At 57.8% G+C, this 25,493-nt stretch carries 26 protein-coding genes and 1 pseudogene; 11 read left to right on the top strand and 16 right to left on the bottom strand.

Annotation, left to right across the window (positions count from 1 at the left end; genetic code table 11):
- Positions 1–25 precede the first annotated feature (25 nt).
- A complete protein-coding gene (locus tag AC007G_RS24460; protein ID WP_142630791.1) occupies positions 26–988 on the top strand; it encodes an FAD:protein FMN transferase in 963 nt (320 codons plus the stop codon).
- On the opposite strand, the gene dcuR is transcribed toward AC007G_RS24460, so the two are convergent.
- Together dcuR and AC007G_RS24450 are read right to left on the bottom strand one after the other, a co-directional pair.
- The gene (gene dcuR, locus AC007G_RS24455) at positions 969–1,688 is read right to left on the bottom strand and encodes a two-component system response regulator DcuR (protein WP_032687473.1); all 720 of its coding nucleotides are present in this window, start codon (positions 1,686–1,688) and stop codon (positions 969–971) included. The two genes, AC007G_RS24460 and dcuR, sit on opposite strands and share 20 nt — an antisense overlap.
- Positions 1,685–3,304, bottom strand: coding sequence for a sensor histidine kinase (locus AC007G_RS24450; RefSeq protein WP_032696079.1), 1,620 nt, complete (start codon positions 3,302–3,304; stop codon positions 1,685–1,687). The genes dcuR and AC007G_RS24450 overlap by 4 nt, the downstream gene beginning before the upstream one ends.
- 173 nt (positions 3,305–3,477) lie before the next feature.
- Here AC007G_RS24450 and AC007G_RS24445 point away from each other — a divergent pair, with 173 nt between their 5' ends.
- The 4 genes from AC007G_RS24445 to AC007G_RS24430 all read left to right on the top strand — a co-directional run bounded on the left by AC007G_RS24445 (position 3,478) and on the right by AC007G_RS24430 (position 8,827).
- Entirely contained in the window at positions 3,478–4,398 is a 921-nt protein-coding gene (locus tag AC007G_RS24445; RefSeq protein WP_112150494.1) for an N-acetylmuramic acid 6-phosphate etherase, read from the top strand.
- Positions 4,399–4,669: 271 nt separating this feature from the next.
- Complete coding sequence (gene mqo / locus AC007G_RS24440; protein ID WP_142630762.1) at positions 4,670–6,328, top strand: malate dehydrogenase (quinone); 1,659 nt, start codon at positions 4,670–4,672, stop codon at positions 6,326–6,328.
- A gap of 215 nt (positions 6,329–6,543) precedes the next feature.
- A complete protein-coding gene (locus AC007G_RS24435; protein WP_142630761.1) occupies positions 6,544–7,746 on the top strand; it encodes a multidrug effflux MFS transporter in 1,203 nt (400 codons plus the stop codon).
- A gap of 154 nt (positions 7,747–7,900) precedes the next feature.
- Positions 7,901–8,827 carry a LysR family transcriptional regulator gene (locus AC007G_RS24430; protein WP_032696083.1) on the top strand — a complete coding sequence of 309 codons (927 nt, stop codon included), beginning with the start codon at positions 7,901–7,903 and terminating at the stop codon, positions 8,825–8,827.
- Here the strand turns inward: AC007G_RS24430 and mdcH are convergent.
- From mdcH to AC007G_RS24380, 10 genes are all read right to left on the bottom strand, one after another.
- A complete protein-coding gene (gene mdcH, locus AC007G_RS24425; RefSeq protein ID WP_142630760.1) occupies positions 8,817–9,719 on the bottom strand; it encodes a malonate decarboxylase subunit epsilon in 903 nt (300 codons plus the stop codon). The two genes, AC007G_RS24430 and mdcH, sit on opposite strands and share 11 nt — an antisense overlap.
- The gene (locus tag AC007G_RS24420) at positions 9,716–10,336 is read right to left on the bottom strand and encodes a malonate decarboxylase holo-ACP synthase (RefSeq protein WP_032687480.1); all 621 of its coding nucleotides are present in this window, start codon (positions 10,334–10,336) and stop codon (positions 9,716–9,718) included. Before AC007G_RS24420 ends, mdcH begins: the two co-directional genes overlap by 4 nt.
- A 1-nt stretch (position 10,337) precedes the next feature.
- A complete protein-coding gene (locus tag AC007G_RS24415; protein ID WP_032687481.1) occupies positions 10,338–11,297 on the bottom strand; it encodes an AEC family transporter in 960 nt (319 codons plus the stop codon).
- Between the two features lie 269 nt (positions 11,298–11,566).
- A complete protein-coding gene (mdcE, locus tag AC007G_RS24410; RefSeq protein ID WP_142630759.1) occupies positions 11,567–12,370 on the bottom strand; it encodes a biotin-independent malonate decarboxylase subunit gamma in 804 nt (267 codons plus the stop codon).
- Complete coding sequence (locus tag AC007G_RS24405; protein WP_064385709.1) at positions 12,367–13,200, bottom strand: biotin-independent malonate decarboxylase subunit beta; 834 nt, start codon at positions 13,198–13,200, stop codon at positions 12,367–12,369. The genes mdcE and AC007G_RS24405 overlap by 4 nt, the downstream gene beginning before the upstream one ends.
- Complete coding sequence (mdcC, locus tag AC007G_RS24400; RefSeq protein WP_032696086.1) at positions 13,193–13,492, bottom strand: malonate decarboxylase acyl carrier protein; 300 nt, start codon at positions 13,490–13,492, stop codon at positions 13,193–13,195. Before mdcC ends, AC007G_RS24405 begins: the two co-directional genes overlap by 8 nt.
- A gap of 10 nt (positions 13,493–13,502) precedes the next feature.
- Complete coding sequence (locus AC007G_RS24395; protein ID WP_142630790.1) at positions 13,503–14,363, bottom strand: triphosphoribosyl-dephospho-CoA synthase; 861 nt, start codon at positions 14,361–14,363, stop codon at positions 13,503–13,505.
- Positions 14,363–16,018: a malonate decarboxylase subunit alpha gene (gene mdcA, locus AC007G_RS24390; RefSeq protein ID WP_032699724.1), complete on the bottom strand. Its 1,656-nt coding sequence runs from the start codon at positions 16,016–16,018 to the stop codon at positions 14,363–14,365. Before mdcA ends, AC007G_RS24395 begins: the two co-directional genes overlap by 1 nt.
- A gap of 479 nt (positions 16,019–16,497) precedes the next feature.
- Positions 16,498–17,304 (bottom strand): alpha/beta fold hydrolase, encoded by an 807-nt coding sequence (locus AC007G_RS24385; RefSeq protein WP_112150496.1) that lies wholly within the window; start codon positions 17,302–17,304, stop codon positions 16,498–16,500.
- Positions 17,305–17,389: 85 nt separating this feature from the next.
- Positions 17,390–18,421, bottom strand: coding sequence for an AI-2E family transporter (locus AC007G_RS24380; protein ID WP_142630758.1), 1,032 nt, complete (start codon positions 18,419–18,421; stop codon positions 17,390–17,392).
- A 204-nt stretch (positions 18,422–18,625) separates the two neighbouring features.
- Here AC007G_RS24380 and AC007G_RS24375 point away from each other — a divergent pair, with 204 nt between their 5' ends.
- The 4 genes from AC007G_RS24375 to AC007G_RS24360 all read left to right on the top strand — a co-directional run bounded on the left by AC007G_RS24375 (position 18,626) and on the right by AC007G_RS24360 (position 21,912).
- A complete protein-coding gene (locus AC007G_RS24375; protein WP_071999983.1) occupies positions 18,626–18,856 on the top strand; it encodes a protein YdgV in 231 nt (76 codons plus the stop codon).
- Positions 18,857–18,971: 115 nt separating this feature from the next.
- Positions 18,972–19,334 carry a multidrug/spermidine efflux SMR transporter subunit MdtJ gene (mdtJ, locus tag AC007G_RS24370; RefSeq protein ID WP_032687490.1) on the top strand — a complete coding sequence of 121 codons (363 nt, stop codon included), beginning with the start codon at positions 18,972–18,974 and terminating at the stop codon, positions 19,332–19,334.
- The gene (mdtI, locus tag AC007G_RS24365; protein ID WP_004862469.1) at positions 19,321–19,650 is read left to right on the top strand and encodes a multidrug/spermidine efflux SMR transporter subunit MdtI; all 330 of its coding nucleotides are present in this window, start codon (positions 19,321–19,323) and stop codon (positions 19,648–19,650) included. The genes mdtJ and mdtI overlap by 14 nt, the downstream gene beginning before the upstream one ends.
- A 105-nt stretch (positions 19,651–19,755) precedes the next feature.
- Entirely contained in the window at positions 19,756–21,912 is a 2,157-nt protein-coding gene (locus tag AC007G_RS24360) for a putative bifunctional diguanylate cyclase/phosphodiesterase (protein WP_047664988.1), read from the top strand.
- A 4-nt stretch (positions 21,913–21,916) separates the two neighbouring features.
- Here the strand turns inward: AC007G_RS24360 and AC007G_RS24355 are convergent, their stop codons facing one another.
- Positions 21,917–22,729 (bottom strand): trypsin-like serine peptidase, encoded by an 813-nt coding sequence (locus AC007G_RS24355; protein ID WP_032687493.1) that lies wholly within the window; start codon positions 22,727–22,729, stop codon positions 21,917–21,919.
- A 661-nt stretch (positions 22,730–23,390) separates the two neighbouring features.
- The gene (locus AC007G_RS24350; protein ID WP_046852390.1) at positions 23,391–24,308 is read right to left on the bottom strand and encodes a LysR substrate-binding domain-containing protein; all 918 of its coding nucleotides are present in this window, start codon (positions 24,306–24,308) and stop codon (positions 23,391–23,393) included.
- A gap of 118 nt (positions 24,309–24,426) precedes the next feature.
- Here AC007G_RS24350 and AC007G_RS24345 point away from each other — a divergent pair, with 118 nt between their 5' ends.
- Together AC007G_RS24345 and AC007G_RS24340 are read left to right on the top strand one after the other, a co-directional pair.
- Entirely contained in the window at positions 24,427–25,035 is a 609-nt protein-coding gene (locus AC007G_RS24345; RefSeq protein ID WP_032696092.1) for a LysE family translocator, read from the top strand.
- 33 nt (positions 25,036–25,068) lie between these two features.
- Positions 25,069–25,227 carry a hypothetical protein gene (locus AC007G_RS24340; RefSeq protein WP_155417118.1) on the top strand — a complete coding sequence of 53 codons (159 nt, stop codon included), beginning with the start codon at positions 25,069–25,071 and terminating at the stop codon, positions 25,225–25,227.
- Here the strand turns inward: AC007G_RS24340 and ydgU are convergent.
- Together ydgU and AC007G_RS24330 are read right to left on the bottom strand one after the other, a co-directional pair.
- Positions 25,221–25,304: a small membrane protein YdgU gene (gene ydgU / locus AC007G_RS24335; RefSeq protein ID WP_099130682.1), complete on the bottom strand. Its 84-nt coding sequence runs from the start codon at positions 25,302–25,304 to the stop codon at positions 25,221–25,223. The genes AC007G_RS24340 and ydgU overlap by 7 nt on opposite strands.
- 69 nt (positions 25,305–25,373) lie before the next feature.
- A pseudogene (locus AC007G_RS24330) lies at positions 25,374–25,493 on the bottom strand (acid resistance repetitive basic protein Asr); the annotation flags it as partial.

Here is a 25,493-nt window from a genome sequence, read left to right as displayed (position 1 = left end):
CGGGTGACACAGAGGAGCTTCAATGATGTCTGGCATCTCTGGCGACCAACGCCTCTATAGCTACTCCGCTGTTTTGATGGGGTCTCCCATCCTGCTCAAACTGTTCTCCCACGATGAAGCCCTGGCTTCCCGCACGTTTCAACTGATTAAACGCTACGAAGACCTGTTCACCGTCAACCGCGCACACTCGGAGGTGATGGCGATTAATCATGCCGCCGGCCGCCATCCGGTCAGCGTCACCCGTCCGGTATATCAGCTTATTAAATGCGCGAAAGCGGCCAGCATGGTGCAGGAGAGCGCCTTTAATCTGGCCATCGGCCCGCTGGTGAAGCTATGGCGCATCGGTTTTAACGGCCACAGCGTTCCGGCGGCGACGGATATCGCCGCGCGCTTAGCGCTGACCCGCCCGCAGGATGTGATCCTGGATGACGCCGCCGGCAGCGTTTTTCTCGCCCGGCCGGGCATGGAGATCGATCTTGGGGCGATTGCCAAAGGCTACATAGCGGACCGGGTCCGCGATGACCTGCAGCGCCAGGGAGTGGACGCGGCGCTGATCAACCTCGGCGGCAACGTGCATACTCTGGGGGCGTGGTCGATTGGGCTGAAAAAACCGTTCGCGGGCGATAATGCGCTGGTGGGCAGTATTGACGTCGTCGGCCAGTCGGTGGTGACGTCCGGCATTTACGAGCGCTATTTTGAGCAGGATGGGCGGCGTTGGCACCATATCCTCGACCCGCGCACAGGCTATCCGCTCGATAACGAGCTGGAGAGCGTAACCATTGTTGCAGATGACTCGCTCGACGGAGATATCTGGACCACGTTGATCTTCGGTCTTGGCGTAGAAAAGGGCTGCGCGGCGCTGCGCCATCGCGAAGACATTGAGGCGATTTTCGTCACCAAAAATCGCGACATTATCCTCTCATCACAGCGCCGCTTTCGTTTTCACTTACTCGACGACAGCTACCGGCTTACTGACTGTACTGCTTGAGCAGGCTGTACTGCTCGGCGACCAGCCGGTAGCGGTAGACGGGACGCCCGGTAGCGCCGTAGTGAATGCTGGTGTAGAGGATATTAATCTGCGCCAGCCAGATCAGGTATTTCCGGCAGGAGACGCGGGAAATATTGACTGCCACCGCCAGTTCATCGGTGGAAAACTCGGTACCCGGATGGGCGTCAATCCACTGACACAGCGTGCGCAGCGTCTGGGCGGTTAAGCCTTTCGGCAGCTTGCGCGCGTCGCTGGCTTCCGGCGCGTTGCCGTGGAGCAGGCGGTCAACATCGGCCTGCTCATAATAGGGCTGTCCGGTCATCAGTTTGCGTTTTTCGCGCCAGGCGGTCAGCGCCTCTTCGAAGCGCGGGAACTGGAACGGTTTGATCAGATAATCGACGACGCCGTAGTGCATCGAGGTTTGCACGGTGGCGGCATCGGCGGCGGAGGTAATCATAATCACGTCGATAGGGCGGCCAGAGGCGCGAATGGTCGGCAGCAGATCCAGTCCGCTGTCATGCTGCATGTAGACATCCAGCAGCACCAGATCGATCTCCTGTCCGCTATCGTTAATCATCTCCTGGGCCTTGCTTAGCGTAGACGCCGTGCCACAGCAGCGGAAGCCGGGAATTCTCGCCACATACAGGCGATTCAGTTCGGCGACCATGGCATCATCGTCAACAATTAATACATTTATCACGCACGTTTCCTTTTACTATCCCAGGGAAGATGAACAAAAAATTGGGTAAAGACGCCAGGCTCAGACTCGACGGCGAGCGTGCCGCCCAGTTCACGGAGCTGCTGGCTGGCGAGAAACAGGCCAACGCCGCGATTCTCACCCTTGGTCGAGAAGCCTTTATTAAAGATGGCATCAATATTAGCAGGCGGGATACCCGGCCCGTCATCGCTGACTTCGCCGCTCAGCCAGCCGTTCTGATAGTGCAGCAGCAGACCGACTTCCCCCTCGCTTTGGCCGCTCATGGCATCCAGCGCATTCTCAATCAAATTACCCAGCACGGTGACCAGCACGGTCACCTGCTTTTCATTTGGGCAATCGGGCACCAGGCTCTCTTCGGCTAAGTTAAGCGTGAAGCCGCGCTCTTTGGCGCGCTGGATTTTACCAATCAGGAAGCCCGCGACCACCGGTGATTTGATACGGTGCTGAATTTCACCTATGTCCGCCTGATAAGTATGGGCGGTTTGCAGCACGTACTCCTCCAGCTTGTCATAACTTTTCATGTTTAACAGGCCAAGGATCACATGCAGCTTATTCATAAATTCATGCGAGGTGGTGCGCAGCGCATCGACATAGTTAACCATACCGTCCAGCCGCTGCAACAGCTGGCTGACCTCCGTTTTATCCCGGAAAGTACTGATGGCGCCGACGATAGCGTTCTGACTGCGCACTGGCACGGTGTTGCTGATCAGCAGGAAGCCGTTGCAGCCGAGCTCGCGGTCATAAATCGGCTCGCCGGTTTGCAAGACCTCGTGCAGATCCGCCAGCAGCGGGGTGTGGGCAATCTCTTTGCCGGGGCCGCTAAGCAGGATCTCGCTGGCCGCCGGGTTGATCAGCGTGACGCGACCTTCGACATCCACCGCGACAACCCCTTCTTTTAACGAATGGAGCATCGCCTGCCGCTGCTGAAACTGCGTGGAGATCTCCTGCGGCTCCAGTCCCAGCAGCACGCGCTTGAGTCCGCGCACCAGGCTCCAGGTACCGATTCCGCAGACCAGGGCGCTGAACAGCACGGTTAACAGCACATCCCAGCGGCCTTTGGCGATCTGCTCATCCACTTTACTGAGTGAAATCCCGACCACCACCACGCCAATTTGCTGCTGCCGGTCGTTGAATACCGGCGTAAAGACGCGCAGCGCCGGAGCCAACACCCCGTGATTGACGGCGACATTCTCTTTGCCGGCAAAGGCAGGCTGAATATCCTCGCCGATAAATCGTTTACCGATAAGCCGGGCATTGGGATGCGAATAGCGCACGCCATGCATATCGGTCACCACGGCATACAGCAGATCGTTACGTCGGGTGATGGCCAGCGCCAGGGGCTGGATAAGTCCGCTCTGCGGCGGCAGCGCCAGGGCCTGTTTCACTTCCGGCATATCGGAGAAGGTGCGTGCGACCGCCAGCGCCGTATCTTTTACGCCGTCGCGGGTGGTGTCGCTGATCTGTATAAACCACAGCGCGTAGACCAGCAGCAGTACCGAACCAATCACGCTGCTAATCATGAGCGTCACGGCGGTACTCAGCTTCATCCTCATCAGACGTTTGCGCGCGGGCGGAATTGACTCCGCGATATCCTTCATACCATCCCCTGAACTGTTCGGCGAAGGGCCATTATCGCTGAAGGTAACCATTTCTTAAAGCTATGTAAAAAAGCAAAAAGACGCTGAAAGAACCGGGAAGCGTGACCCCACTCGCAGGACCTCGCAATAAATATCCTTATAGTGAATAGGGAGTTATTTAAAAGGAGGTTTTTATGAGCAGTAAGCCAACCGCATCAATGATGGAACGACGCCACCCTGAAACTCGTCACATCGACACGCTCGCTACCGTCGATATGCTGACCCTGTTGCACAAAGACAACCGGCAAATTGCCGACGCCGTCGGGGCCTGTTTACCGGAGGTTGCCCGTCTCGTTGATAATGCCGCCGCAGCCCTGAGTCGGGGAGGGCGGCTGGTGATTGTCGGCGCCGGAGCATCCGGCCGCGCGGCGCTACAGACGGTCAGCGAGTATACGCCGGAAGAGAAACATTCGCTGGTTGGGCTCATTGCTGGTGGCCCGGCAGCCGCGCTACAGGAGATGGAAACGGCCGCTAACGATTACGATCTCGGTACGCTTGAGCTGCAGGCTATCCGTTTCAGCAGCAACGATATGCTGCTGGCGCTGACGGTTAGCGGACAAACGCCGTGGGTCTGGGGCGCGATGCGTCACGCCTGGTCGCTCGGCGCGCCAATTGCGGTGCTGACGCAGCAAGCGGAGAGTGAAGCCGCCCAGCTGGCGGATATCATTATTGCGCCGCAAACCGGGCCAGAAGCGGTGGCGGGGTTCGGTAACCCGAAAGCGCAGCTGGCGCAGCGGCAGATCCTCACGATGTTGACCACCGGGCTGGCGATTCGCAGCGGCAGGGTTTACAGCAACCTGCGGGTCGATCTTCAGGCCACCAGCCCGCGCTGGACTGAACGCCAGATTGCCATCGTCATGACGGCCACCGACTGCTCGCGCAGCGAGGCCAAAGCCGCGCTGGCCAGCTGCAATCAGCATGTGCGGACGGCAATCCTGATGCTGATGACCGGGCTAGACGCCTGGCAGGCGCGAGATCTGCTGGCGGAAAATAACGATCGTTTGCGTCTCGCGCTGCAGGAGACAAAGCGTTCGACGCTGAGTCGCGTAAATTGAATGATGCGGCGCGCCATAGCGCGCCGTTATGCTGCGAGCGTGACGTGGTGATAAATAACTAAATTAACCGGCGAGAACTATTTAACCCCTTCATTCCCGCCGTTATTTTCTGAATTTTAGTTTCGCACGCGACATTTTACTTTTTTAAGTTAAAAAAGTATTTATCAGAAATTGATTAACTGTGCGGAAAATGTAAATGATATTTTAAAATATAATAGAAATGCGTTAACATGTTTGCACTTATTTCATTGTGCTATGCGATAATTCTATTATGCCTGCAATAAAAAAATCTCTCTTATCTGTGACCGCACTGGCGATGTTTGTCAGCACCGCGTCGTATGCGAATACCGATGCCGCTCAAAAAACCGATTTCCTGCTGATTGGCGGCGGAATTATGAGCGCCTCCCTTGGCACCTGGCTGCAGGAATTACAGCCGGACTGGAAACAGGTGATGGTCGAGAAGCTGGATGGCGTTGCGCTGGAATCCTCTAACGGCTGGAACAACGCCGGGACCGGCCACTCAGCGAACATGGAGCTGAACTATACGCCGGAGCGTCCGGACGGTTCCATTGATGTCAGCAAAGCGCTGGATATTAACGAGCAGTTTATGATCTCCCGTCAGTTCTGGACGGCGCAGGTCAAACGCGGCATTTTGCACGATCCGCACGCCTTTATTAATTCCACTCCGCATATGAGTTTCGTCTGGGGTGATAATGTGGAGTATCTGCAAAAACGTTATACCGCATTGCAGCAGACCACTTTATTCCAGGGCATGAAATTCTCCACCGATCACGCGCAAATTAAACAATGGGCGCCGCTGGTGATGGAAGGGCGCGATCCGCAACAAAAAGTGGCGGCGACCTGGACTCCGGTCGGTACCGATGTCAACTACGGCGAAATTACCCGTCAGCTGATCGGCAGCCTGAAGAAAAATAATAATTTCTCGCTGCAAACCTCTTCTGAAGTCACCGGCTTTAAGCGTAATGCCGATAATTCATGGCACGTGACGATTAAAAACGTCAATAGCGGTCAGGAGCAGGCGGTCGATGCGAAATATGTCTTTATCGGTGCCGGCGGCGGCGCGCTGAAATTACTGCAAAAAACCGGCATTCCGGAAGCGGATAATTATGCGGGCTTCCCGGTTGGCGGCTCCTTCCTGATGACGGAAAATCCAGCCGTGACCCAGCAGCATCTGGAAAAAGTGTACGGTCAGGCCTCCGTTGGCGCACCGCCGATGTCGGTTCCGCACCTGGATGCCCGTTTCATCGATGGTAAGCGCGTGGTGCTGTTCGGGCCGTTTGCGACCTTCTCTACCAAATTCCTCAAAAATGGTTCATTTATGGACCTGCTGAGCACCACCACTACCGATAACGTGCTGCCGATGACCCACGTGGGTCTCGACAACTTCGATCTGGTGAAATACCTGATTAGCCAGGTGATGTTGAACGATGATGACCGTTTTGCGGCGCTGAAAGAGTACTATCCGGACGCGCGTAAAGAAGACTGGAAACTGATCCAGGCCGGCCAGCGCGTGCAGATTATCAAGAAAGATGCTGACAAGGGCGGAGTCCTGAAGCTGGGTACCGAAGTGGTGGTCGATCAACAGAAAACCATCTCGGCGCTGCTGGGGGCATCACCGGGTGCATCCACCGCGGCACCGATCACCCTTAACGTCCTGAAGCAGATGTTCCCGGAGCAGTTTGCTTCCGCGCAGTGGCAGAGCCGCATTCATGCTATCGTCCCGAGCTACGGACAGAAGCTGAACGATAACCCGGCGCTGACGCAGCAGGTGTGGGATGATACCGCTGCGACGCTGCAGCTGGTGAAACCGCCGGTCATCGACATGAGCAAAACTCAGCCTGCGCTGACCACCGCGAAGCCGGCCGAGGCAAAACCCGCGGAGTCGGCACAGCACGATATGGCGCTGTAATCTGACATAACGTCCGCCACAGAGCATGCCAGTTGGTTTATCGCCGACTGGCATTTTTTTCGTCGGCTGTGCCTGCCATCCTCGTTGCGCGCCCTCTGCGCCGTCTATTCATGAATGCGACTCATAACCTCGATACGGTTACAGGGGATTATCCGTCAGCGCTTTCTCGTTAACATACCTCGCTCTGTAACACTCTCTCCTGACGGATATCTCACATGACTTTGCCGCAAAAAAACGCCGCCAGCGGGCCGCTGTTTATTTTGATTTTAAGCGGGCTGATGGCGTTCGCTTCGTTATCCACCGATATTTATCTACCCGCCATGCCGGTGATGGCGGCGGAATTGCAGGGGGACGCCGAACTGACGATTACCGGTTTTTTAATCGGTTTTGCCGTGGCTCAGCTCATCTGGGGGCCGATCGGCGACCGCCTTGGTCGTCGCACGCCGCTGTTTATCGGTATGGTGCTGTTTATCATCGGCTCCGTGGGGTGCGCGCTCTCCGTCAGCATCGATCAGATTATTTTCTGGCGCGTTTTTCAGGCTCTGGGGGCCTGTACCGGGCCCATGCTGGCGCGAGCGATGGTACGCGATCTCTTTGCCCGGACCCGCGCCGCGCAGATGCTCTCCACGCTGACCATTGTCATGGCCATTGCACCGATTATCGGGCCGCTGCTGGGCGGGCAGCTGATCAGCGTCACCAGCTGGCATGCCATTTTCTGGCTGCTGGCGGGCATTGGCCTGCTGATGCTGCTGGCGCTACGTTGGCTGCCGGAAACGCTGCCGCCGGAGCGGCGCCAGCAGGGATCGCCGCTGAAGGCGTTTCATCACTACGGGCAGCTGCTGCGAAACCGCATTTTCATCCGTTATGCCCTGAGTCTGACCTGTTATTACGTCGCCGCTTACGCCTTTATTACCGGTTCGCCGGATGTCTATATTCGCTATTTCGGCGTTGAACCGCAGCACTATGGCTGGCTATTTGCGGTCAATATTCTCGGCTTGATGACCATGAGCCTGGTTAACCGCCGTCTGGTTCAGCGTTACGCATTGGGGGATCTGCTTAAAGTGGCGCTGGTTGTGGCCTCTCTGGCGATGGTGGCGATGGCATTCAGCGTCAAATTGCATCACGGTGGTCTGGTCGGGATCGCCCTGTGCGTGTTTCTCTTTTTCTCCATGAACGGCGTGATTGCCGCCACCTCAACGGCGGCAGCTCTGGATGAGGCGGGGGAGTTTGCCGGTTCGGCATCGGCCTTCATCGGCGCACTGCAATATGGCAGCGGAATCGTCTCTTCATTGCTGCTGGCCGGGTTACATGATGGTACGCCCTGGACGATGACGTGGATTATGGGGGCCTTTACGCTTGTCAGCCTGCTGCTGGCCTGGACGCCGTCGGCACCGCGGCTTGATGAACTAAACGCATAGCCTCCGGTCGGTTCAGGTTTCTCACCGGCGGCGGTTCTCGTCGCGGGACCACGGAACAGGTGGCTGAACGTGCGCCCCGTTAAAACTTTCGCCGTAGAATGTGGTTATACTGGCTTGAATTAACAAGAAAAAGCGGAAATGCGGGGCGCAAACGATGAAAGACGACATTAATCAGGAGATAACCTTCCGCAAACTGTCGATATTTATGATGTTTATGGTTAAGGGAAATATTGCCAGAACCGCCGAAGCCATGGAGCTCAGCGGAGTGAGCGTTCATCGGGCGCTGCATACCCTTGAAGAGGGGGTGGGCTGCTCGCTGTTTGTGCATAAGGGGAGAAATTTACTGCCGCTACCGGCGGCCTGGACGCTGCTGGAGTACTGCCAGGACGTCACCAGCCTAATGACCCGCGGGCTGGAAGCGACGCGCAAGGTGGCCGGCGTTGGCCAGGGACGTCTGCGCATGGGTACGCTCTACTCGCTGACTCTTGAGACGGTGCCGCGAATTATTATGGGGATGAAGCTACGACGGCCCGAACTGGAGCTCGATTTGACCATGGGATCCAACCAGATGCTGCTGGATATGCTGGAAGACGATGCCCTTGACGCCATTCTGATTGCGACCAATGAAGGGGAGTTCAGCAATTCTGCTTTTGATGTGGTACCGCTGTTTGAAGACGATATTTTCCTCGCCGCACCGGCGACGGAAAAACTCGATACCGTACTGCCTGCCGACCTGCGCGATTATGCCGACCGCAAATTTGTCTCGCTGGCCGAAGGATTTGCCACCTATGCCGGGTTCCAGGAAGCCTTTCAGGTGGCGGCATTCGAACCCGAAATTGTGACCCGGGTAAACGATATCTTCTCAATGATTAGCCTGGTACAGGCCGGCGTCGGTTTTGCGCTGCTGCCAGGGCGTATGAAGAAAGTGTATGAAAACGATGTGCAGCTGTTAAAGCTGGCGGAACCCTACCAGATGCGCCAGCTGATCTCTATCGTCTATGCCCACCATCGTGAACGTGACGCCGATCTGCTGGCGCTGGCGGCAGAAGGGCGAATGTACGCCCGGAGCCTTAACCGTTAAGCCGCTGTGCCAGATGACGGGCGACCTCCACGCCGCTGCTCTCAAGCGCAAGACTCTCTCCCTGCCAGCCCGCCTGACGGGTGAGGCAGGTCAGTACACCGCCGGGCGGCATCTCTATCGCCAGTCGGGCATCGCGCTCCTGGGCGGCGACGACAGCATCCTGCCAGCGCACCGTCCGCGCCATATTCATCGCCAGATCGTCGGCGATCCTCTGCGGATCCCACAGCACCCGCGCGCTAGAACCGCTCAAATAAGCGCAGCGCGGGCGCTGCAAAGACACGGGGGTGAACGCCTGCGCCAGCGCTGCCGCCGGGGCGTCCAGCAGCGCGCAGTGCGATGGAACGCTGACCGCCAGCCGCTGTGCTTTAGTGGCGCCGATGGCCAGCGCTTTCTGCGCTACGCGCGCCATCGCTTCATCGGTACCGGCAATGACAATCTGCGTGTCGGCATTGAGGTTAGCGATGTAGGCCTCTCCCTCGATCAGCAGGGTCTCCACCCGATCCCGCGTCAGCCCCATAATCGCGGTCAGGCCGTAACCGTGCGGATAGGCCTGTTCCATTAAATCGCCGCGTAGCGCCACCAGGCGCAGTGCGCTGGCGAAATCTAACGCCCCGGCGATAACTGCGGCAGGAAAGGCGCCGATCGACAACCCGCTGACGATATCCGGCTGGACACCCAGGCGCTGGAGTTCCCGCGCCCAAGCGACGCCGGTGATGAGCAGGCACAGTTGCACCGCCCGGGTGTGGCTGAGCGCCTCGACGCTATCTAAGGTGACGAGCTCCTCGCCGAGTACGCTGCGGGCCTCGGCGAGGATCGCCTCACGGTTGGGGATGACGCCGAGCATACCCGGACGCTGGTTTCCCTGACCGGGAAAGGTAAAGAGAATTTTCATGCTTCCTCCCTGTGCCAGGGCGTGTGGGTCAGGCGCGCGCCCCGGGACGTTTTCAGCAATACGCGGCCATCGCGCAGCCATTCATTCAACGCAAAGGCGCCGAATGGCGTTTCAATCTGGGTGTCGGCCCGACACGGCAGCTTCGCAACCTGCGCCTGCCACTGCCGTAGCTCTTCTTCGCTTAGCGGCATAGGGGCGCGGATCAGCAAATCGAGATCGCTGTCGGCGTGCAGAACGGGAATTTCGCTGGCCAGCGCATAGCCGGTGCTGCCGGTGATGCCCCACAGCCACGGCCACGCAAAGGTCGTCAGTAAAATAGCCGCCTGAACCGGCGGCTGGGAAACAAACGGCGAGTGCAGCAGACGTTCACGTTCGGTAAGCGCTTCCGGCGTCACCACGCGGGAAACCGCCTCTGCCTTCACCCATCCGGCGGCGCGCTGTTCGCGCTTCATGCCGCGCACGCCCACCGCAATATCATGGTTTTCATTTACATCGCGCCGCACTACCACCGGCAAACCGGGGTGCCACTGGGTTGCCACCCACGCCTCCTCAACGGTCAGTAAGGCGTTAGCGTTGTTCAGCCACAGTAAATCGTGCGGGCGCGGAGTAAAGGTCATATCAGAGTCCGGAAGTCAGAGTAATAAACAGCGGTAACGACAGGATACACAGAACGGAGCTCAACAGCAGCACGGCTTCGGCATCCGGCGACTGGACGCCAAAGCGGTTGCCGAACACCACGCCGAAGAAACCGGCAGACAGGGCAATCATCAGGATAGCGGTGATCGCCACCGAACCGTGCAGACCGAAGGCCAGAACGATGCCCCAGGCGATAAACGGCTGGATGAGCAGTTTGGCAATGGTGGCGATACCGACCATTGCGTTCAGCTTCAGCTTGCGGGCAGAGAGGATCACCCCGGTCAGGAACAGTGCGGCCGCGGTGGCAGACAGGCCCAGCGGTTTGATCGCCGCCAGCAGCAGGTCCGGCATGGTGATGCCGATAGCCGAGAGGATCACGCCGAGCAGTGGGCCCATGACGATCGGTTTTTTCAGCGAGCGCCACATCAGCACCGGCAGCATTGCCAGGGTAGAACCGCTGTTTTCACCGGCGGCGCGCGCTTTTTCACGCTCGAGGATCAGCAGGCAGAACGGGGTCATCAGTACCGAACCGCAGGCAATGGACACCGCCACGGACAGCGAGGTGGCCGGGCTCTCGCCCAGCACGCTGCCGAGAATGGGCAGGCCGAGTGCGGCATAGTTTGGCAGCGCCACGGTGAGGGTCAGTACCGCCGCGTCCTGCGGTGATTTTTTAAAGACGCCGGTGGCCAGGAAGTAGATTGCCGCATAGGTCACCCACATGGCGCCGGTCAGCACCACTATCAGCGGGGACTGCGCGACGATTCCCGCCCACGGCGTCTGTACGGTGGCGCTGAACAGCGCGGCGGGCAGGGCAAAGTCCATCACAAAGATATTCAGCAGCGACACATTTTTGTTGTCGACCATTTTGGCCTTGCCGGCCCAGAAGCCCAGCAGCATGATGAGAAAAATCGGCGCCAGGGCATGAACAATTACATAAGTCATAGAGTAATCACCTGTAGATAAAAAAAGAAATACGCGTCGTCCTTCAAGCTGCCTCTGCGCTGGCTGCCTTCCCGGCCCCCGGTCGCTGACTTCAGCAAACTCATGGGGATTGACTCCGTTGCCGCCTTGAGGCTGCGTGAATGATTGAGCGTATTGGGCTCATTGCGATGTTTTTGATTTTCTAAAAGCAGTGAGCCGTGGGCGCTATGCTGCGCCCGACGGTAGCCGCTTTCGGCAGGTCTTTTTTTACGTACTTCTGATGTTGCTCGTTACCAGCTGGCGCGCATTCGTTCGCGGACCAGGGTAGAGCTCCGGCGATTTTCCGCGCCGAGACGGTTTTTCAGCGTTGGGTCTTTGCGCGCATCGGAAATGGCCTTTTGCACGGTAATCTCCACCAGCGCCAGGTCAGCATCCGACGGGGCATCCGGATTGCTGAGATTGAGCAGGTCGGAGAGCAGACCGAGCGTCGCGTAGTTGCTGACGTCGTAGGCCATGGGGGGAATGGTCGCCGCCAGTTTTTCCAGCGCTTCGACGGTGCGCAGAGTGATACGTGCGGCGGACGCTTTGCCCATCGCATGCACCAGCACGCCCTGGTCGTTGATGGCAATCAGGCGGTTGGCCTGGTAGCCGTGCGCCAGAAACGCTCCGGACATCGCCTTGCCGACAATCAGGCCAATCACCGGATGGCCCGCCAGGCGCGCTTTCGCATAAGCGCCCGCGGCACCGGCCAGCGCCTGGTGGATACCGAACGCCTCTTCGCGGCGGCCATAGGCCTGGCTTGGGACGTCGATGATCGCCACAATCGGGCGTTTCACCTCGCTGTTGGCGTCGGCTGCGAGGGTTTCATTGACCACTTTCGCCAGCGTCCAGCCTTCCAGCAGACCCACTTCGCCTTGGGCGGCGCGCGGGTAGTGGTTGTTGGCATCCGGCACCACGGCGATGAAGCGCACGCTTTCGCCATTCAGCTGTCCGTCGGCGACTTGTACGGAGGCGCACAGGCCGTGCATGCGCGGCGCGTTCGGCGCCAGTTTTTCCAGCCATGCGGCCCCACGGCTATTGGACTGAGTCTTCATTTCTCCTCCCGGGCAAAAAGCTGTTTGATCTGCGCGGTATCCGCCTGCTGGCGGGTATCGAAGTGGGTCAGGCGGGCCAGGTAATCCGCATATTTATCGCTGCGGTTTTGTGCCGGGACGCCCCTGGCAATGGCCTCATTCATCGCTGATTTCACCGCGTTGATGCCGTCGCCGACCAACGCATCGACCAGCCCGCTTGCATAACGGATTTCGCCGCCGGTCATGCTCCAGATAAACGGGCGATCGCGAGAGTCGTACTCGTCAATGCCGGCTTCCTGCTCGATGACCTGCGGGCCGTTGAGGCCCAGACGCGCCTCGCGGGTGACAATCAGATAGCTGCACAGCGCGGCGGCGATGGACATCCCGCCGAAACAGCCGACGGTGCCGGCGATAATGCCGACCACCGGGGTGTAGCGACGCAGGTCGACAATCGCCGCATGAATGTCGGCGATGGCGGCGAGACCGAGGTTGGCCTCCTGCAGACGCACGCCGCCGGTTTCCAGGCACAGTACCGCCAGCGTCGGGATGCCGTTGCGGTTGTCTTCTGCCGCCAGCTCCAGCGCCGCCGCCATTTTCGCGCCGGAGACTTCGCCCATACTGCCGCCCTGAAAGGTACCTTCGATGGCGATCGCCACCGCGGACTGGCCGTTGATGGTGCCGCGAGCGACCACCATGCCATCGTCAGACTGCGGCACGACGCCCTGCGGCGCGAGCCACGGCGACATCATGCCGGCGAACGGATCGAGCAGTTCGCGGTAGCTGCCTTCATCCAGCAGCGTCCGGGCGCGTTCACGGGCGCGTAATTCAATAAAGCTGCGGTCGTTACGCATGGGAAACCTCCTCAAAAACCTGTTCGATGCGAATGCGCGCCACGCCCGGCGTCGCGCCGAAATCGTGAATAATCAGCGTGCCGGCCGGCAGGCCGTTGATCAGATTCAGACGGTCAAACAGCGCGTTCCAGCGGTGAGTGCTGTTGTCCACGGAGGTGGTGATATCGATGTTGAGCGTGTCGCCGACTGCCGCGGTGAACAGCACTTCCATATCACCGGAGCCAACGACGCCTGCCAGGGCTTGACCGCTGAAGGTGCGGCTGGCAGGAAATGACAATGTAATGTGTTCCATAACATCCTCTTTAAATTGAGCAAGACACGGGCTGGCTGACCCTGTCGAGAAACAGCGTGGCGGCGAGCAAATCGGCGGCGCCGCCGGGCGAAGCGTTGAGGGTGAGCAGCTGCGTGTCGAGTTCGGCGAGCGCTTTGCTGCCCTGAACCGTGGCGCTGCCGCCGGCACTCAGCACGGCGCGTGCGCCGGCCTGCATCGCGTTGAGGCCGGCCATTCCGGCGCGTGAAAGAACGCAGGTATCGCTGAGCGAGGTCATGACTGCCATCAGCGCGTCAATACGAGCCGCGTTTTCATCCGCGCCTTGGGCGCGGCTGCGCAAGAGCTGGGGCAGTGCCAGTTTCATCACGTGCGGGAACCCCTGCTGCGCCTCTTCACGCGCGCCCGGTACCCGGTAGCGGTGCGTCGCCTTCAGGCCTTTGCTGAAGACCTTCGGCGCGGCGCTGTCCGGCAGACGGGCGAGCAGGGCGGCGGTGTCCGCGATCCGCTGCGCGCTGGCGTTGACGCTTAACATCGCGCTTGCGCTCACCAGTAATCCCAGCGCCCAAATCGCGCCGCGGTGGGTATTCACGCCGTCGGTGGCCGCCATCATCTGCCGTTCGCCTTCGCGTCCTAAACGGCCAACGGTTTCGCGCAGGGCGATGTCGGCCGGGCGCAGCCAGCTGTGCTGGGCCAGTTGCAGAAACGTCGGGGTCAGGCTGTGCGCCGAGCGCTCCATCAGATCTAACGACAGGTCGTGATGGGCGCCGTTTCCCCGGCTGTCCACCAGACCCGGCTTCGGGCTTAATCGCGCTTCGTCGATCAGGCAGTCGCGGGCGATCAACGCCAGCTTCTCGGTCTGTAGCCCGGCATGAGTCTGTGACAGGAGTTTCATTACCAGCTCCGGAATTTGGCAGGTGGGTTGTAAAGACCGTCGGACCATTCGACCAGGTCGGCAACGCTGCCGGCGGCGAGCAGAGAACGGGTCGCATCGCTGCGGCGAATACCGATATCTTCCGGATAGACCACTTTGCCGCTATGGCGTAGTTCGGCGACGCGTCTGGCATCGACGCCCAGACCGATGTCGGTGATGCCGGCGACTGCGGCTACCATCGCCCGCCGCTCTTCGAGGCTTTCCGCCCGGTAGAGATAGGCGATACCCTCTTCGGTCAGCACGTGGGTGACGTCATCGCCGTAGATCATCACCGGGGCCAAAGGCATGCCGGAGGCTTTCGCCACCTCTACCGCATCAAGTTTTTCCACAAAGGTCGGCTTCACGCCGGCCTGGAAGGTTTCGACCATCTGCACCACCAGCTTTTTGCCGCGTTGCATCGGATCCGGTTCGGTGATCATGTTCAGCCAGGCCGGGGTCGCATGGCGGCGACCGTGCGGGTCATGCCCCATATTCGGCGCGCCGCCGAATCCGGAAAGCCGGCCGCGGGTGACGGTAGAGGAGTTGGCAAGGCCATCAACCTGTAGGGTGGAGCCGATAAACATATCGACCGCGTACTGACCCGCCAGCTGGCAGAAGGCGCGATTAGAACGCATAGAGCCATCGGCGCCGGTAAAGAAAATGTCCGGACGGGCGCGGATGTACTCTTCCATTCCCAGTTCGCCGCCAAAACAGTGGACGCTTTCCACCCAGCCGCTTTCAATGGCCGGGATGAGCGTCGGATGCGGGTTAAGCGTCCAGTGCTGACAGATTTTGCCTCTCAGCCCCAGCTGTTCGCCATAGGTCGGGAGCAGCAGCTCAATGGCGGCGGTGTTAAAGCCGATCCCGTGGTTGAGAGACTGCACCTGATGTTCCGCGTAGATGCCTTTAATCGCCATCATCGCCATCAGAATATGTTCTTGCTTAATCAGGCGTGGGTCGCGGGTAAAGAGAGGTTCAATAAAGAACGGCTTGTCGGCCACCACCACGTAATCTATCCACGAGCCGGGGATATCGACGCGCGGGAGATCGCACTCGTCGTCAACCAGTTCGTTAACCTGGGCGATAACGATCCCGTCGTGGAAGGCGGCGGCTTCGACCAGCGCCGGGGTATCTTCGGTGCTGGGCCCGGTGTAAAGGTTGCCTTTGCGGTCGGCTTTATACCCGGCGATCAGCGCGACGTTGGGTGACAGGTCGACATACAGGCGAGAGTAAAGCTCGATATAGGTGTGAATCGCGCCAATTTCCAGCAGACCATCTTCCAGCAGCTGCGAAATCCGCAGGCTTTGGGTACCGGAGAACGAGAAGTCGAGCTTACGGGCAATCCCTTTTTCAAAGAGATCCAGATGCTCGCTGCGCCCGACGCTGGGCATGATCATATGCAGGTCGTGGATAGTTTGCGGGTTCACTTCCGCCAACATGCGGGAGAGAAAATCGGCCTGTTTCTGGTTATTGCCCTCCAGTACGACGCGGTCGCCCGGTGCCAGCAGATGTTCCAGCGCATCGACCAGCTGGTCGGTGGGGATAACCTTACCGGAGACGTTCGCGGCGGCCAGCCGCCGCTGCTTTTCCGTACGGCGACGGTTCCAGACGCGCCCCGGCGTTTGTTCGGCATTCATTATTAACCTCCTGATTCGACAGATCGTTTTGATTGTCCTGGTGTGGAAGTTAGTGTGCGACGCGCCGGGCAGCGCATCAATTAAGCCCGCTAAAGGATTGTTAGCCTGAGAGTAATAATTGTAAGAGCAATTATGTGACGGCGATCGAAGCGGACGTTCGCTGTGTCGGCTACAGGGGTCCGGAAGGAGAGGAATAAAGGGGAATATCCAGAAATGAGATGGCGTGTCGGCAGGAGATGTCATGCATTGCTGCGCGGGTTAATCGAGCTTATGGCATGAGCGTGAACACCGTTGATAACGCGCAAATGCCGGCTACGCCTTACGCCGGCCGATGAAGCACATCAAAGCGCCGCCGGGCCGACCCGGGTCTCAATAAACCGCCGATCCCTCTTCAGCAATCCTCCCCGGCGGTCGGAGAGTTCCGTTTTAACGGGGTTTGCGGCGTAAACGCCGGGGCCTGAACCGAGACAGGGCGCTGCTTAATCGTCCTGCACTCTGAGCAAAAACTTAAGCACCTCGGCATTAAAAAGCCCTGGCTGCTGTAACGGCGCAAAATGACTCACCCCGGGCAGAATCGTCAGCGTGGCGTTCGGGAGCGTGGCGGCCAGATAGATGGCATGTTCGGGTTTGATAAACTCGTCATGCTCACCCAGGACCACGTTGACCGGCACCTTGATTTTTTTCAGATCGTTGGCAGAGTAATTGGGTTGGGTGCTCATCATTTCCGTTACGGCTGCGACGAACTGGTCAAAGCCTGCAGGCGTGGGCGACAGCGCCATGTAGTCCTGTCGGTGGCGGGAAAAGCAGCGTTCTATCGTTGGGTCAGACTGAAATTCTTTCGTCCCGCTGGGATCCATATTGCAGGCAAAGAAAAGCACGCCGGTAGTCCGCTGCGGATGCCGGGCCGCAAAGATGAGTGCCGTGCAGGCTCCGTCGCTCCAGCCGATAAAGCGGGCCTTGTCCAGCGCCAGTTTGTTCATCACGGCCAGTACGTCCGACGCCATCCTCTCGTAGGTGTAGGGCCGTTGGTCACGTGTGCTGCGGCCATGACCGCGGCTGTCGATCAGCACCACGCGATAACCTTCCTCCACCAGCCTTACCGCCTGATAGCTCCAGTTACCCGAGTGGCCCAGTCCGCCGTGCAGTAAGATCACCGTAGGGCCATCGCCACAGACGGTATACCAGATGCGCGCCCCGTCATGTACCAGCCATCCTTGCTCGACAGCGGGGGGAAGAGGCGGGGTGCCGAATGTCAGAAACACCTTGAGGTCGGGATCGTTGGTCATGAGAAATCCGCAGGCAACAGAGTGTTTAAGCATAGACGAAGAGAAACCTGCCGCTGGCGGCATTGCGCCGCCGGCGTAACGAAGCCTATTTACTTAAATCGCTCAGCAGTATGGCAATACTGCGTCCGCCGGGACTCTCCTCAAGCGCGATTTTAACAATGATCGTCAAGGGGACGGAAAGCAGCATACCTACCGGTCCCAGCAGCCATCCCCAGAAAATCAACGACAGAAATACCACCAGCGTCGATAGCCCCAGACCGCGGCCCATGATCCGCGGCTCAAGAATATTCCCGAAGACCAGGTTAATCACCAGGTAGCCTGCCAGCACCACCAGCGCGTCGTACAGGCCGCCGAACACCAGCACCTGCAAAATAGGCGGAATGGCGGCCAGGACCGAGCCAATATTCGGAATATAGTTGAGGGCAAAGGCCAGCAGCCCCCACATAAAGGCGAAGCGAACGTCGAGTAGCACCAGCATGCCCCAGACCACCATCCCGGTCACCAGACTGATGGCGGTTTTTAGCACCAGATAGTGAGAGACGCTGTCGATCGCGCGCTGTATGGCGCCCATACCTTCCACCGGTCTGGACATCAATTGTTGCAGCTTGGCCGGCAGCTGGGGCACTTCCAGCAGCATAAAGACCACCGTCAGCAGCAAGAGGAAGATTGAGGACATCGCGTTCGACAGCTGGGTAAGCAGGCTGGTCACCATCGTCATGACCGCGTTGGGGTCGATGTATTTATTCAACTCGACAACGGAAACGGTAAACCCAAATCGCTGTAGCCAGGGCGTCACGGTTTGCACCGGCTCGCTGAGCGAGGTGCGGTATTGCGGCAGCGTGCGCGCCAGTTCATTCAGCGAGGTACCTAATGAGGCCAGCAAAATCACCGCCAGCATGACAATCGCGCTGATTAACAACGAAATGGCCAGCACGCGCGGTACCCGGCAGCGCATCATCAGCCGGACCACCGGGTTAATTACCACGGCGAGGAACAGCGCAAGGATGAACGGGACGATAATATCCGCGGCGAAGCGGATACCGGTGAGAATGATGACCAGCATGCCCAGCATGATGACAATCTTTAATCCATTAAGCGTAATGATGGGTTTAGCCATGTGTGTCCCTGAAAAAATGATCGAATTTTCATCACAGTGTAGACCCGAATGCCGGGGTAAAATCAGCAAAAATTGCCTCGCTCAGGCAAGATGTCCGCCCTTGCTAAAACGTCTACGGTGGTGAAAACAAGCCGGTGGCGAAAATAAAATAGTAAAGCGCCATCATAATGGCGATTGACATCAGTAAAAGCTAATCAAAATCAAATGTCAGACGTAAAGAAGTGCAAAGACTTTGAGTATAATGTAGCATTATGGTACAAATTTACTGTGTATAACTACCGAGGACAATACTCATCCGCAATGACGAGAAGCAATACCGCGGATAATTGTAATTTTATGGACAATCAGTTCAGGATGTATATTTCGACTCACCCTGCAGTTTCCTTCCCTGGCTGCCGCTTTGCCGGCGAGCAACACTGGCGCTCCGCGCTTTAGTCCTTTCTCTCTGCCTGAGCTGGCGCACTGCGCACGGCTAAACAATCTTAGAATTTTTCCGGTTTACCTTCGCTGTAAGCCGCGGTGGATTATATTCTCTAGCAGGAGAAGGATTATGTTTTATTGGATATTATTAGCTTTAGCAATCGTTGCTGAAATTACCGGCACACTTTCTATGAAATGGGCCAGCGTCAGCGGTGGGCACACAGGCTTTATTTTAATGCTGGTGATGATTGCGCTTTCCTATATATTTCTGGCTTTTGCCGTTAAAAAAATCGCCCTCGGTGTGGCCTACGCCCTGTGGGAGGGTATCGGTATTTTACTGATCACGTTATTCAGCGTTCTGCTGTTTGATGAAGCGCTTTCGTTGGTCAAAATGGCGGGACTGGCGACGCTGGTGGCCGGGATCGTACTAATTAAATCCGGTACCCAAAAAACGCTGAAGCAGCCAACGGAGGCGGCCCATGCAACAGTTTGAGTGGATTCACGGCGCCTGGCTGGCGCTGGCCATCGTGCTGGAAATTGTCGCTAACGTCTTTTTGAAATTTTCAGACGGTTTTCGTCGTAAAGTATACGGCATACTGTCGCTGCTGGCGGTGCTGGGCGCCTTCAGCGCGCTCTCCCAGGCGGTGAAGGGAATTGACCTGTCGGTGGCCTATGCGCTGTGGGGCGGTTTCGGTATTGCCGCCACCATTGCGGCAGGATGGATTTTATTCGGCCAACGCTTAAATCACAAAGGCTGGATCGGCGTGATATTGCTGGTGACCGGAATGGTGCTGATTAAACTGGCGTAATGTGATGCCGCCTGCTTGCGCGGGCGGCAAAATTTGTTCTCTGTATTATTCTTTAAAAAAGAGTACTGGCGGCGCGTTTACCTTCAGCCGTGATGAGGACAAAGCATGGTTAATTTGCCTGGCTGGCGCAATCTTCCCTCGGCCAAAACGCTTTCGGTCATGATCTTCCTTGCCGGTATCGGCCTCATTGTTTCTGTTATTTCTTTAATCTATCTTTCCCAGCATCTGATTAGCATTAAAACCAATGAAATCGACAGGCATCGCTCCGTTCTTTCCGTGGATGGCGCGGTGCAAACATCGGTGAACCGCGTCCTGTCGCTGGTACTGGATAACTCGATTTGGGACGACGCGGTTAAACAAACCTACGCCCCCATGCTGAATGCCGGCTGGCTATATGACTCCTGGGGTTCGGGCTTCAAAATCAACAATCTTTACGACGGTACCTTCGTGCTCGATCAGCATTATCGCGTGCTGTGGGGGTCGTTTCGCAGCCAGGCCTTTAACGAAACCGACACGCGCTTTTTTGGCAGCGGCTTGCAATCACTCATCGCCCGGCATGCTGAAGCGTTGCGCAGCGGCAAAGGCGCCTACGCCGGTATTACCCGCACCCGTGAAGGCATTGCCTTTATTGGTATTGGACTGATTCGCCCGACGCTGGGGCGCTTACAGGTGCATGATGATACGCGTCGCTACCTGGTGGTCACCCGGCATATCAATGCCGAGATGCTGCAAAAACTGGGGGATACTTTTCAGATTAGCGGTCTGCATGAGACGCAGAGGAGCGGTGAGTACAGTATTCCGCTGCGTACCAATGCCGGGGAGATCATCGGCTATCTCAGCTGGCAGCCGCGTCTGCCCGGCGCGGAGGCGGCGGAGGCGGCGTCGAGCAGTATCCGACTTATCGCCCTGATGGCCGCCAGCCTGATCCTGCTGTTTATTCTCTTCAGCTGCCTCGGGCTGTACAAACTGTCCTGTGGAGAGACGCTGGCGCGCAAAATCGCGCTAACCGACTGGCTCAGCCAGTTGCCCAACCGCCGGGCGCTGATCGGGCGGTTGAATCAGGAGTGCGATAAGTCGCAGCATGAGACCCAGTGCGTGGTGTTTATTGATCTCGACGGGTTTAAGGATGTCAACGATAACTACGGGCATGATGTCGGCGACGCGCTAATTGCCCATATTGCGCGGGAGCTGCAGGAACGGGTGCCGGGCGACGGCCTGCTGGCCCGCATGGGCGGTGATGAATTTGCCATGACCATCAGCGGGGAGCAGGCGGTGGATCACGCATCGGCCTTTGCGTGGGCGGTGCTGGAGATGCTGAAATCGCCGGTGAAGCTCAATGAGCGGAAAATTTACATCAGCGCCAGCATCGGCATTGCCAGCGGCACTCCCGCATCCTGTTCGAGCACCGAGCTGTTTCGCCGGGCCGATATTGCGATGTATCACTCGAAAAAATCAGGGAAAGGGCGCACCTCCTGGTATGACGAGACCCTCAACGATACCCGGCAATATCAGCTGAATATCGAAAACGGCATTCGCCAGGGGCTGGAAAACGATGAATTTGATGTCTGGTACCAGCCGATTGTTAACGCCGATACTCTGGTGATGGAGGGCGTCGAAGCGCTGCTGCGTTGGCCCCGCCGGCCGGAAGGACCGCTGTCGCCGGATGTCTTTATCGGCATCGCGGAAAGCAGCGGTCTGATCTATGCGCTGGGACAGTTTGCGCTCTATCGGGCCTGTTGCGATCTCCAGGCCATCGGGGAATTGATGCTGTCGGTGAATATCTCGCCCGCACAGTTTCGCGACCCGGAGTTTGAAACGCGCGTCGTCCAGGTGCTCGCCCGCTGCCATTTTCCGGCCCGCCGTTTGCAAATCGAGGTGACCGAGAGCTATGTGATGGAAAATCCAGCCCGCGCCCTTGCGGCCATTGAAAATTTGAAGGCGCTGGGAGCCGCGGTGGCGCTGGATGATTTCGGCATTGGCTATTCCAGCATCGGCTATCTGCGCAGTTTTCGCTTTGACACGCTTAAAATTGATAAATCGCTGGCCGGGCTGGTGGATGTGGATGCCCAGGCCGCGGAACTGGTTCGCGGGACCGTGCGTATCGCCGGAGCGCTGGGAATGACGGTGGTGGCCGAAGGGGTTGAGAATCAGCAGCAGCTGGCGCTGCTGCGGCGCGCGGGATGCGATCGGTTGCAGGGTTTTTACTTCAGCGAACCGATGCCGATTACGTCATTGCTACAGCTGCGCCAGCAGCAGGGCTGATGGTTTACTCGCTGGCCAGCGCTTCCAGCTTGTCACGAAAACCGGTCACCGAAATCGCCCGGTTATCCGCCCGCCAGCGATCTTTCGCACCGGGCGCTGAGCTCTGTACGGCAATGACCTGCCAGCCGGTATCGGTTTTCAACAGCAGCGGCGAACCGCTGTCGCCGGGGAGCGTATCGCACTGATGGGACAGCACCGTGGTCTGCGCCCAGCCGGTCACAATGCAGTCCTGATGGCTGTACAAATTATCCAGATGGTCTTCCGGGTAGCCGGACTGGGTGACTTTTCTTTCCGACACCTTCAGCGCGGCGGTGAGAGCGGCCTTATCGCCGCTGAATAGCGGGATCGGCGTGATTCCGCCCGGCGCGTAGCGTAAAACGATTAAGCCAAAGTCCCAGGGGGCGGCGGCCGAGGGGACAATCCAGCCGTCGCCATCGGCTTTGAGCCGTTTGCCCAGCGACGGGTCGACGCGACCTTCAATGCCGTGAATCTCATACACCCAGCCGCCCTTGCGCGAAATAAAGCGCAGCGCAACCGGTTTATCCGGCTTGCCTTTTGGCGGCGTCAGCAGACAGTGACCGGCGGTCAGCGCCAGATTCGGCGAAATGAGGGTAGCGGTACACAGATTGCCGCTGGCCGTTTCTAATTGGCCAATGGCATCCCAGGGTTCCTCCGCCGGATTGTTGACCGGTTTGCGATCGTCATGACCGAAAAAAAGCGTCTTGATATCTTTCGCACTCATGCTGTCATCATCAGCGTGAGCAAACGGGGACAACAAACAAAATGAACACAGCAATAACAGTACGTCTCTACGCATATCACTCTCTGGGGAGAAATTATGTTTCTACATTGCATCCTTTCGCGCGCTTCACGCGGTGAAGGCGCCGGGATGATTTTGTGTATATTGACAGTAGCAGGAGATTTAAGTTTATGAAAGTTAAGAGTAATTTTAATCAAAGCCAACGGCGGACAAAATTACCTCAAAACGGCTCTTTTATGCGGAAGAATGAAGATAACTCAACCGGTTAGCGCGCATCTCTCCATAGCGTTATTTCCGCAGAAAGCGCTAGCGGAAGCAACATAAATCGGGTTACGGAAAGTACCAAATCAGACGAAAATTAAGCGACAGGGTCGCGCCGAGGGGGCGGGAGTTTATTTCGTGGACAGCGACGATGAACAACAAAAAGTAAACATCGCCTCTGCGAAAAATGCACTTCTTTACATCATTCTCAGTTGTTTTCAATGTGAAACATTTTCTCACCGCAAATATTGTTATTCCTCTCTGCCGTTGAACAAACAGAGATGTTATCCCGGCGATGATATCAGCTAATTCTTATCTCCGGTTTCGGGAGGATGTATGTCTAAAAAAGGTATTCGTGCGTTAGTTTATGTTTCTCTCGCGTCGGTTTTCATCTGGGGCGCGGCGGGATATCTGGTGGTACAGGCTGTTCATGTCATGTAAACCGTCAGGGCCGCTGTCACTTTGGCGCCTGGCCCAGGCGGGTTAATCCGTCAGGGAACGGCGCCGGGATATGCTCGAGTAGAAATTGATACAGCAGGGCGACAGGCTGTGGATTAAGCGTCTTTTTTGGCCACACCAGGTAATAGCCCTCGCCGGTTGCAACGGCCTGCGGGAACGGCAGCGCCAGCAGGCCGCTGCGAATGGCTTCCAGACTCAAAAAGAGATCGCCCACCGAGACTCCGTGGCCGCTCATGGCGGCCATCGTGCCTTGTTCCAGACTATCAAAGACGATTCCCCGGTGTATTTCGGTCGGCGATAACGCTCCGGCATGCTGTAGCCAACGTCGCCAGTCCCGGCGATCGGTCGTCGGATGAATCAGCGGGCAGGCGGATAACCCCTGGCGAGCGGCCTCGACCATGGCCGGGGCGCAGATCGGAACCAGCCATTCGGCAAACAACAGCCGGTGACAGGTCTCTTCGCCGAAATGACCATCGCCGAGCAGAATCGCGCAATCATAAGGCTCACGGCTGAAGTCTACGCTGTCTCTGTCCATCCACACGCTGCTCATCTCTATTACCGGTCGCGGATGGTGTTGGCGAAAGCGCTGCAACACATCCAGCAGCCAGCGCATGGTTAATGTCGATGGCGATTTCAGCCGCAGTTTGCCCGCCTGATGCCGCAAGGTCTGGCAGGCGCTGTCGATGGCGGCAAAGTTTTCCGCCAGCGCGCTGGCGAGCTGCCTCCCGGCATCGGTGAGCTCCACTTTTGGCCCCTGACGGGTAAACAGCCGGCAGTCAAACCAGGCCTCGAGCGTACTGATATGACGGCTGATCGCCCCGGGGGTAACGTGCAGCGCGGCGGCGGCTTTGCTAAAGGAGCCAAGGCGGGCGGCGGTTTCAAAAGCGCGGAGGGCATACAGCGGCGGCATCGACATAGCGGTCAGCTTTTTATGTTGAGTTAAACTCACATTCAAACTCACCATTTGTCGTTTTTCAATCCTGAAATCTAAATAGAAAATGCGCTGACCTAAAAAAAGAGAGTGAGTCAGTATCATGAACTATGCATTGATGGCGGGATACAGCATGACGGTGCTGGCGCTGATTGCTACGCCGGGCCCGGTAGTGCTCCTGGTGACCGGCTGCGCCGCCAGAGACGGGACTTCATCAGCACTGCGTACGATGATGGGCAGCAATCTCGCGTCGCTGGTGCTGATGGCCGTTGCGGCGGCAATGTTGACCGGCGCCGTGGCGATCCATCCCGATATTCTGCTGCTGTTAGCGGCGCTGGGATCCCTCTATATTACGTGGCTGGCCCTGAGTATGCTGCGTGCGCCGCATATGGCGCCTGGCGCGGCGACCGCGCGAGGCGGCGTGTGGTCCGGATTTGTGACCGCCCTGAGTAATCCCAAGGACATTCTGTTCTTTGCCGCGTTTTTCCCGCAGTTTATCCACATTACCAGCGATGTCGGCCTGAGCCTTGGTCTGTTGAGCATCATCTGGGTGGCTATCGATCTTGGGGTGCTGTCGTGCTACATCCTCGCCATTCGACGCTGGCTGGCCCCGGCGCATACCCATCGCTTAACGACAATTGCCGCCTGTTTTTTGCTGATCCTTGGGGTGTATGGCGTGGGGATTCATGGCTGGCTGCTGGCGGTTCGTTAGTGCTTTCCCGCAACAGGAGGGGCAGCGGTCTGAGTGAGTGGCCTTGTGATCAAAACCAGCGCCTTGATGTGGTATTCAGCGCTCAATCCAGGCGGTACGGCAAGGGAGAGCAAGGTGGACGGCAAAAGCGTGGTGAGACGTCGGGCCGGAGAGTCGCCGCGCAGCGTGATGACGCGCCGTCTTATTCAGTAGAGGAAAAAGCGGGTCGCAATCAGCGCGCAGAGAATTAACAGGATCAGGATGAGCTCAAAACGATAGCGCCGAAGCATAAGTGCCCTCCAGAAAAAAACGGCGCTGAAACAGCGCCGGTTTATGATTAACCTGACTTAGCGGAAGAATTAAGCAGCCGGTTGTGCAGCCGGTTTAGCGGCCTGATGTTTAGTGGTTTTGTGGTGTTTTTTTGCTGCCTGAGCTTTCTGCGCTACCGGTTTAGCCGCGGCTTTGTGGTGCTTTTTCGC

This window comes from Klebsiella sp. CSG-1 (assembly GCF_056521145.1).
This window is presented reverse-complemented; position numbering and strand designations above follow the sequence as displayed.

What these genes read in the sequence shown, in the direction of transcription:
- AC007G_RS24460 (WP_142630791.1), top strand. Translation starts at nt 26, where the DNA reads ATGTCTGGCATCTCTGGCGACCAACGCCTCTATAGCTACTCCGCTGTT.
- AC007G_RS24450 (WP_032696079.1), bottom strand. Translation starts at nt 3,304, where the DNA reads ATGAAGGATATCGCGGAGTCAATTCCGCCCGCGCGCAAACGTCTGATG.
- AC007G_RS24445 (WP_112150494.1), top strand. Translation starts at nt 3,478, where the DNA reads ATGAGCAGTAAGCCAACCGCATCAATGATGGAACGACGCCACCCTGAA.
- mqo (WP_142630762.1), top strand. Translation starts at nt 4,670, where the DNA reads ATGCCTGCAATAAAAAAATCTCTCTTATCTGTGACCGCACTGGCGATG.
- AC007G_RS24435 (WP_142630761.1), top strand. Translation starts at nt 6,544, where the DNA reads ATGACTTTGCCGCAAAAAAACGCCGCCAGCGGGCCGCTGTTTATTTTG.
- AC007G_RS24430 (WP_032696083.1), top strand. Translation starts at nt 7,901, where the DNA reads ATGAAAGACGACATTAATCAGGAGATAACCTTCCGCAAACTGTCGATA.
- mdcH (WP_142630760.1), bottom strand. Translation starts at nt 9,719, where the DNA reads ATGAAAATTCTCTTTACCTTTCCCGGTCAGGGAAACCAGCGTCCGGGT.
- AC007G_RS24420 (WP_032687480.1), bottom strand. Translation starts at nt 10,336, where the DNA reads ATGACCTTTACTCCGCGCCCGCACGATTTACTGTGGCTGAACAACGCT.
- AC007G_RS24415 (WP_032687481.1), bottom strand. Translation starts at nt 11,297, where the DNA reads ATGACTTATGTAATTGTTCATGCCCTGGCGCCGATTTTTCTCATCATG.
- mdcE (WP_142630759.1), bottom strand. Translation starts at nt 12,370, where the DNA reads ATGAAGACTCAGTCCAATAGCCGTGGGGCCGCATGGCTGGAAAAACTG.
- AC007G_RS24405 (WP_064385709.1), bottom strand. Translation starts at nt 13,200, where the DNA reads ATGCGTAACGACCGCAGCTTTATTGAATTACGCGCCCGTGAACGCGCC.
- mdcC (WP_032696086.1), bottom strand. Translation starts at nt 13,492, where the DNA reads ATGGAACACATTACATTGTCATTTCCTGCCAGCCGCACCTTCAGCGGT.
- AC007G_RS24395 (WP_142630790.1), bottom strand. Translation starts at nt 14,363, where the DNA reads ATGAAACTCCTGTCACAGACTCATGCCGGGCTACAGACCGAGAAGCTG.
- mdcA (WP_032699724.1), bottom strand. Translation starts at nt 16,018, where the DNA reads ATGAATGCCGAACAAACGCCGGGGCGCGTCTGGAACCGTCGCCGTACG.
- AC007G_RS24385 (WP_112150496.1), bottom strand. Translation starts at nt 17,304, where the DNA reads ATGACCAACGATCCCGACCTCAAGGTGTTTCTGACATTCGGCACCCCG.
- AC007G_RS24380 (WP_142630758.1), bottom strand. Translation starts at nt 18,421, where the DNA reads ATGGCTAAACCCATCATTACGCTTAATGGATTAAAGATTGTCATCATG.
- AC007G_RS24375 (WP_071999983.1), top strand. Translation starts at nt 18,626, where the DNA reads ATGTCAGACGTAAAGAAGTGCAAAGACTTTGAGTATAATGTAGCATTA.
- mdtJ (WP_032687490.1), top strand. Translation starts at nt 18,972, where the DNA reads ATGTTTTATTGGATATTATTAGCTTTAGCAATCGTTGCTGAAATTACC.
- mdtI (WP_004862469.1), top strand. Translation starts at nt 19,321, where the DNA reads ATGCAACAGTTTGAGTGGATTCACGGCGCCTGGCTGGCGCTGGCCATC.
- AC007G_RS24360 (WP_047664988.1), top strand. Translation starts at nt 19,756, where the DNA reads ATGGTTAATTTGCCTGGCTGGCGCAATCTTCCCTCGGCCAAAACGCTT.
- AC007G_RS24355 (WP_032687493.1), bottom strand. Translation starts at nt 22,729, where the DNA reads ATGCGTAGAGACGTACTGTTATTGCTGTGTTCATTTTGTTTGTTGTCC.
- AC007G_RS24350 (WP_046852390.1), bottom strand. Translation starts at nt 24,308, where the DNA reads ATGTCGATGCCGCCGCTGTATGCCCTCCGCGCTTTTGAAACCGCCGCC.
- AC007G_RS24345 (WP_032696092.1), top strand. Translation starts at nt 24,427, where the DNA reads ATGAACTATGCATTGATGGCGGGATACAGCATGACGGTGCTGGCGCTG.
- ydgU (WP_099130682.1), bottom strand. Translation starts at nt 25,304, where the DNA reads ATGCTTCGGCGCTATCGTTTTGAGCTCATCCTGATCCTGTTAATTCTC.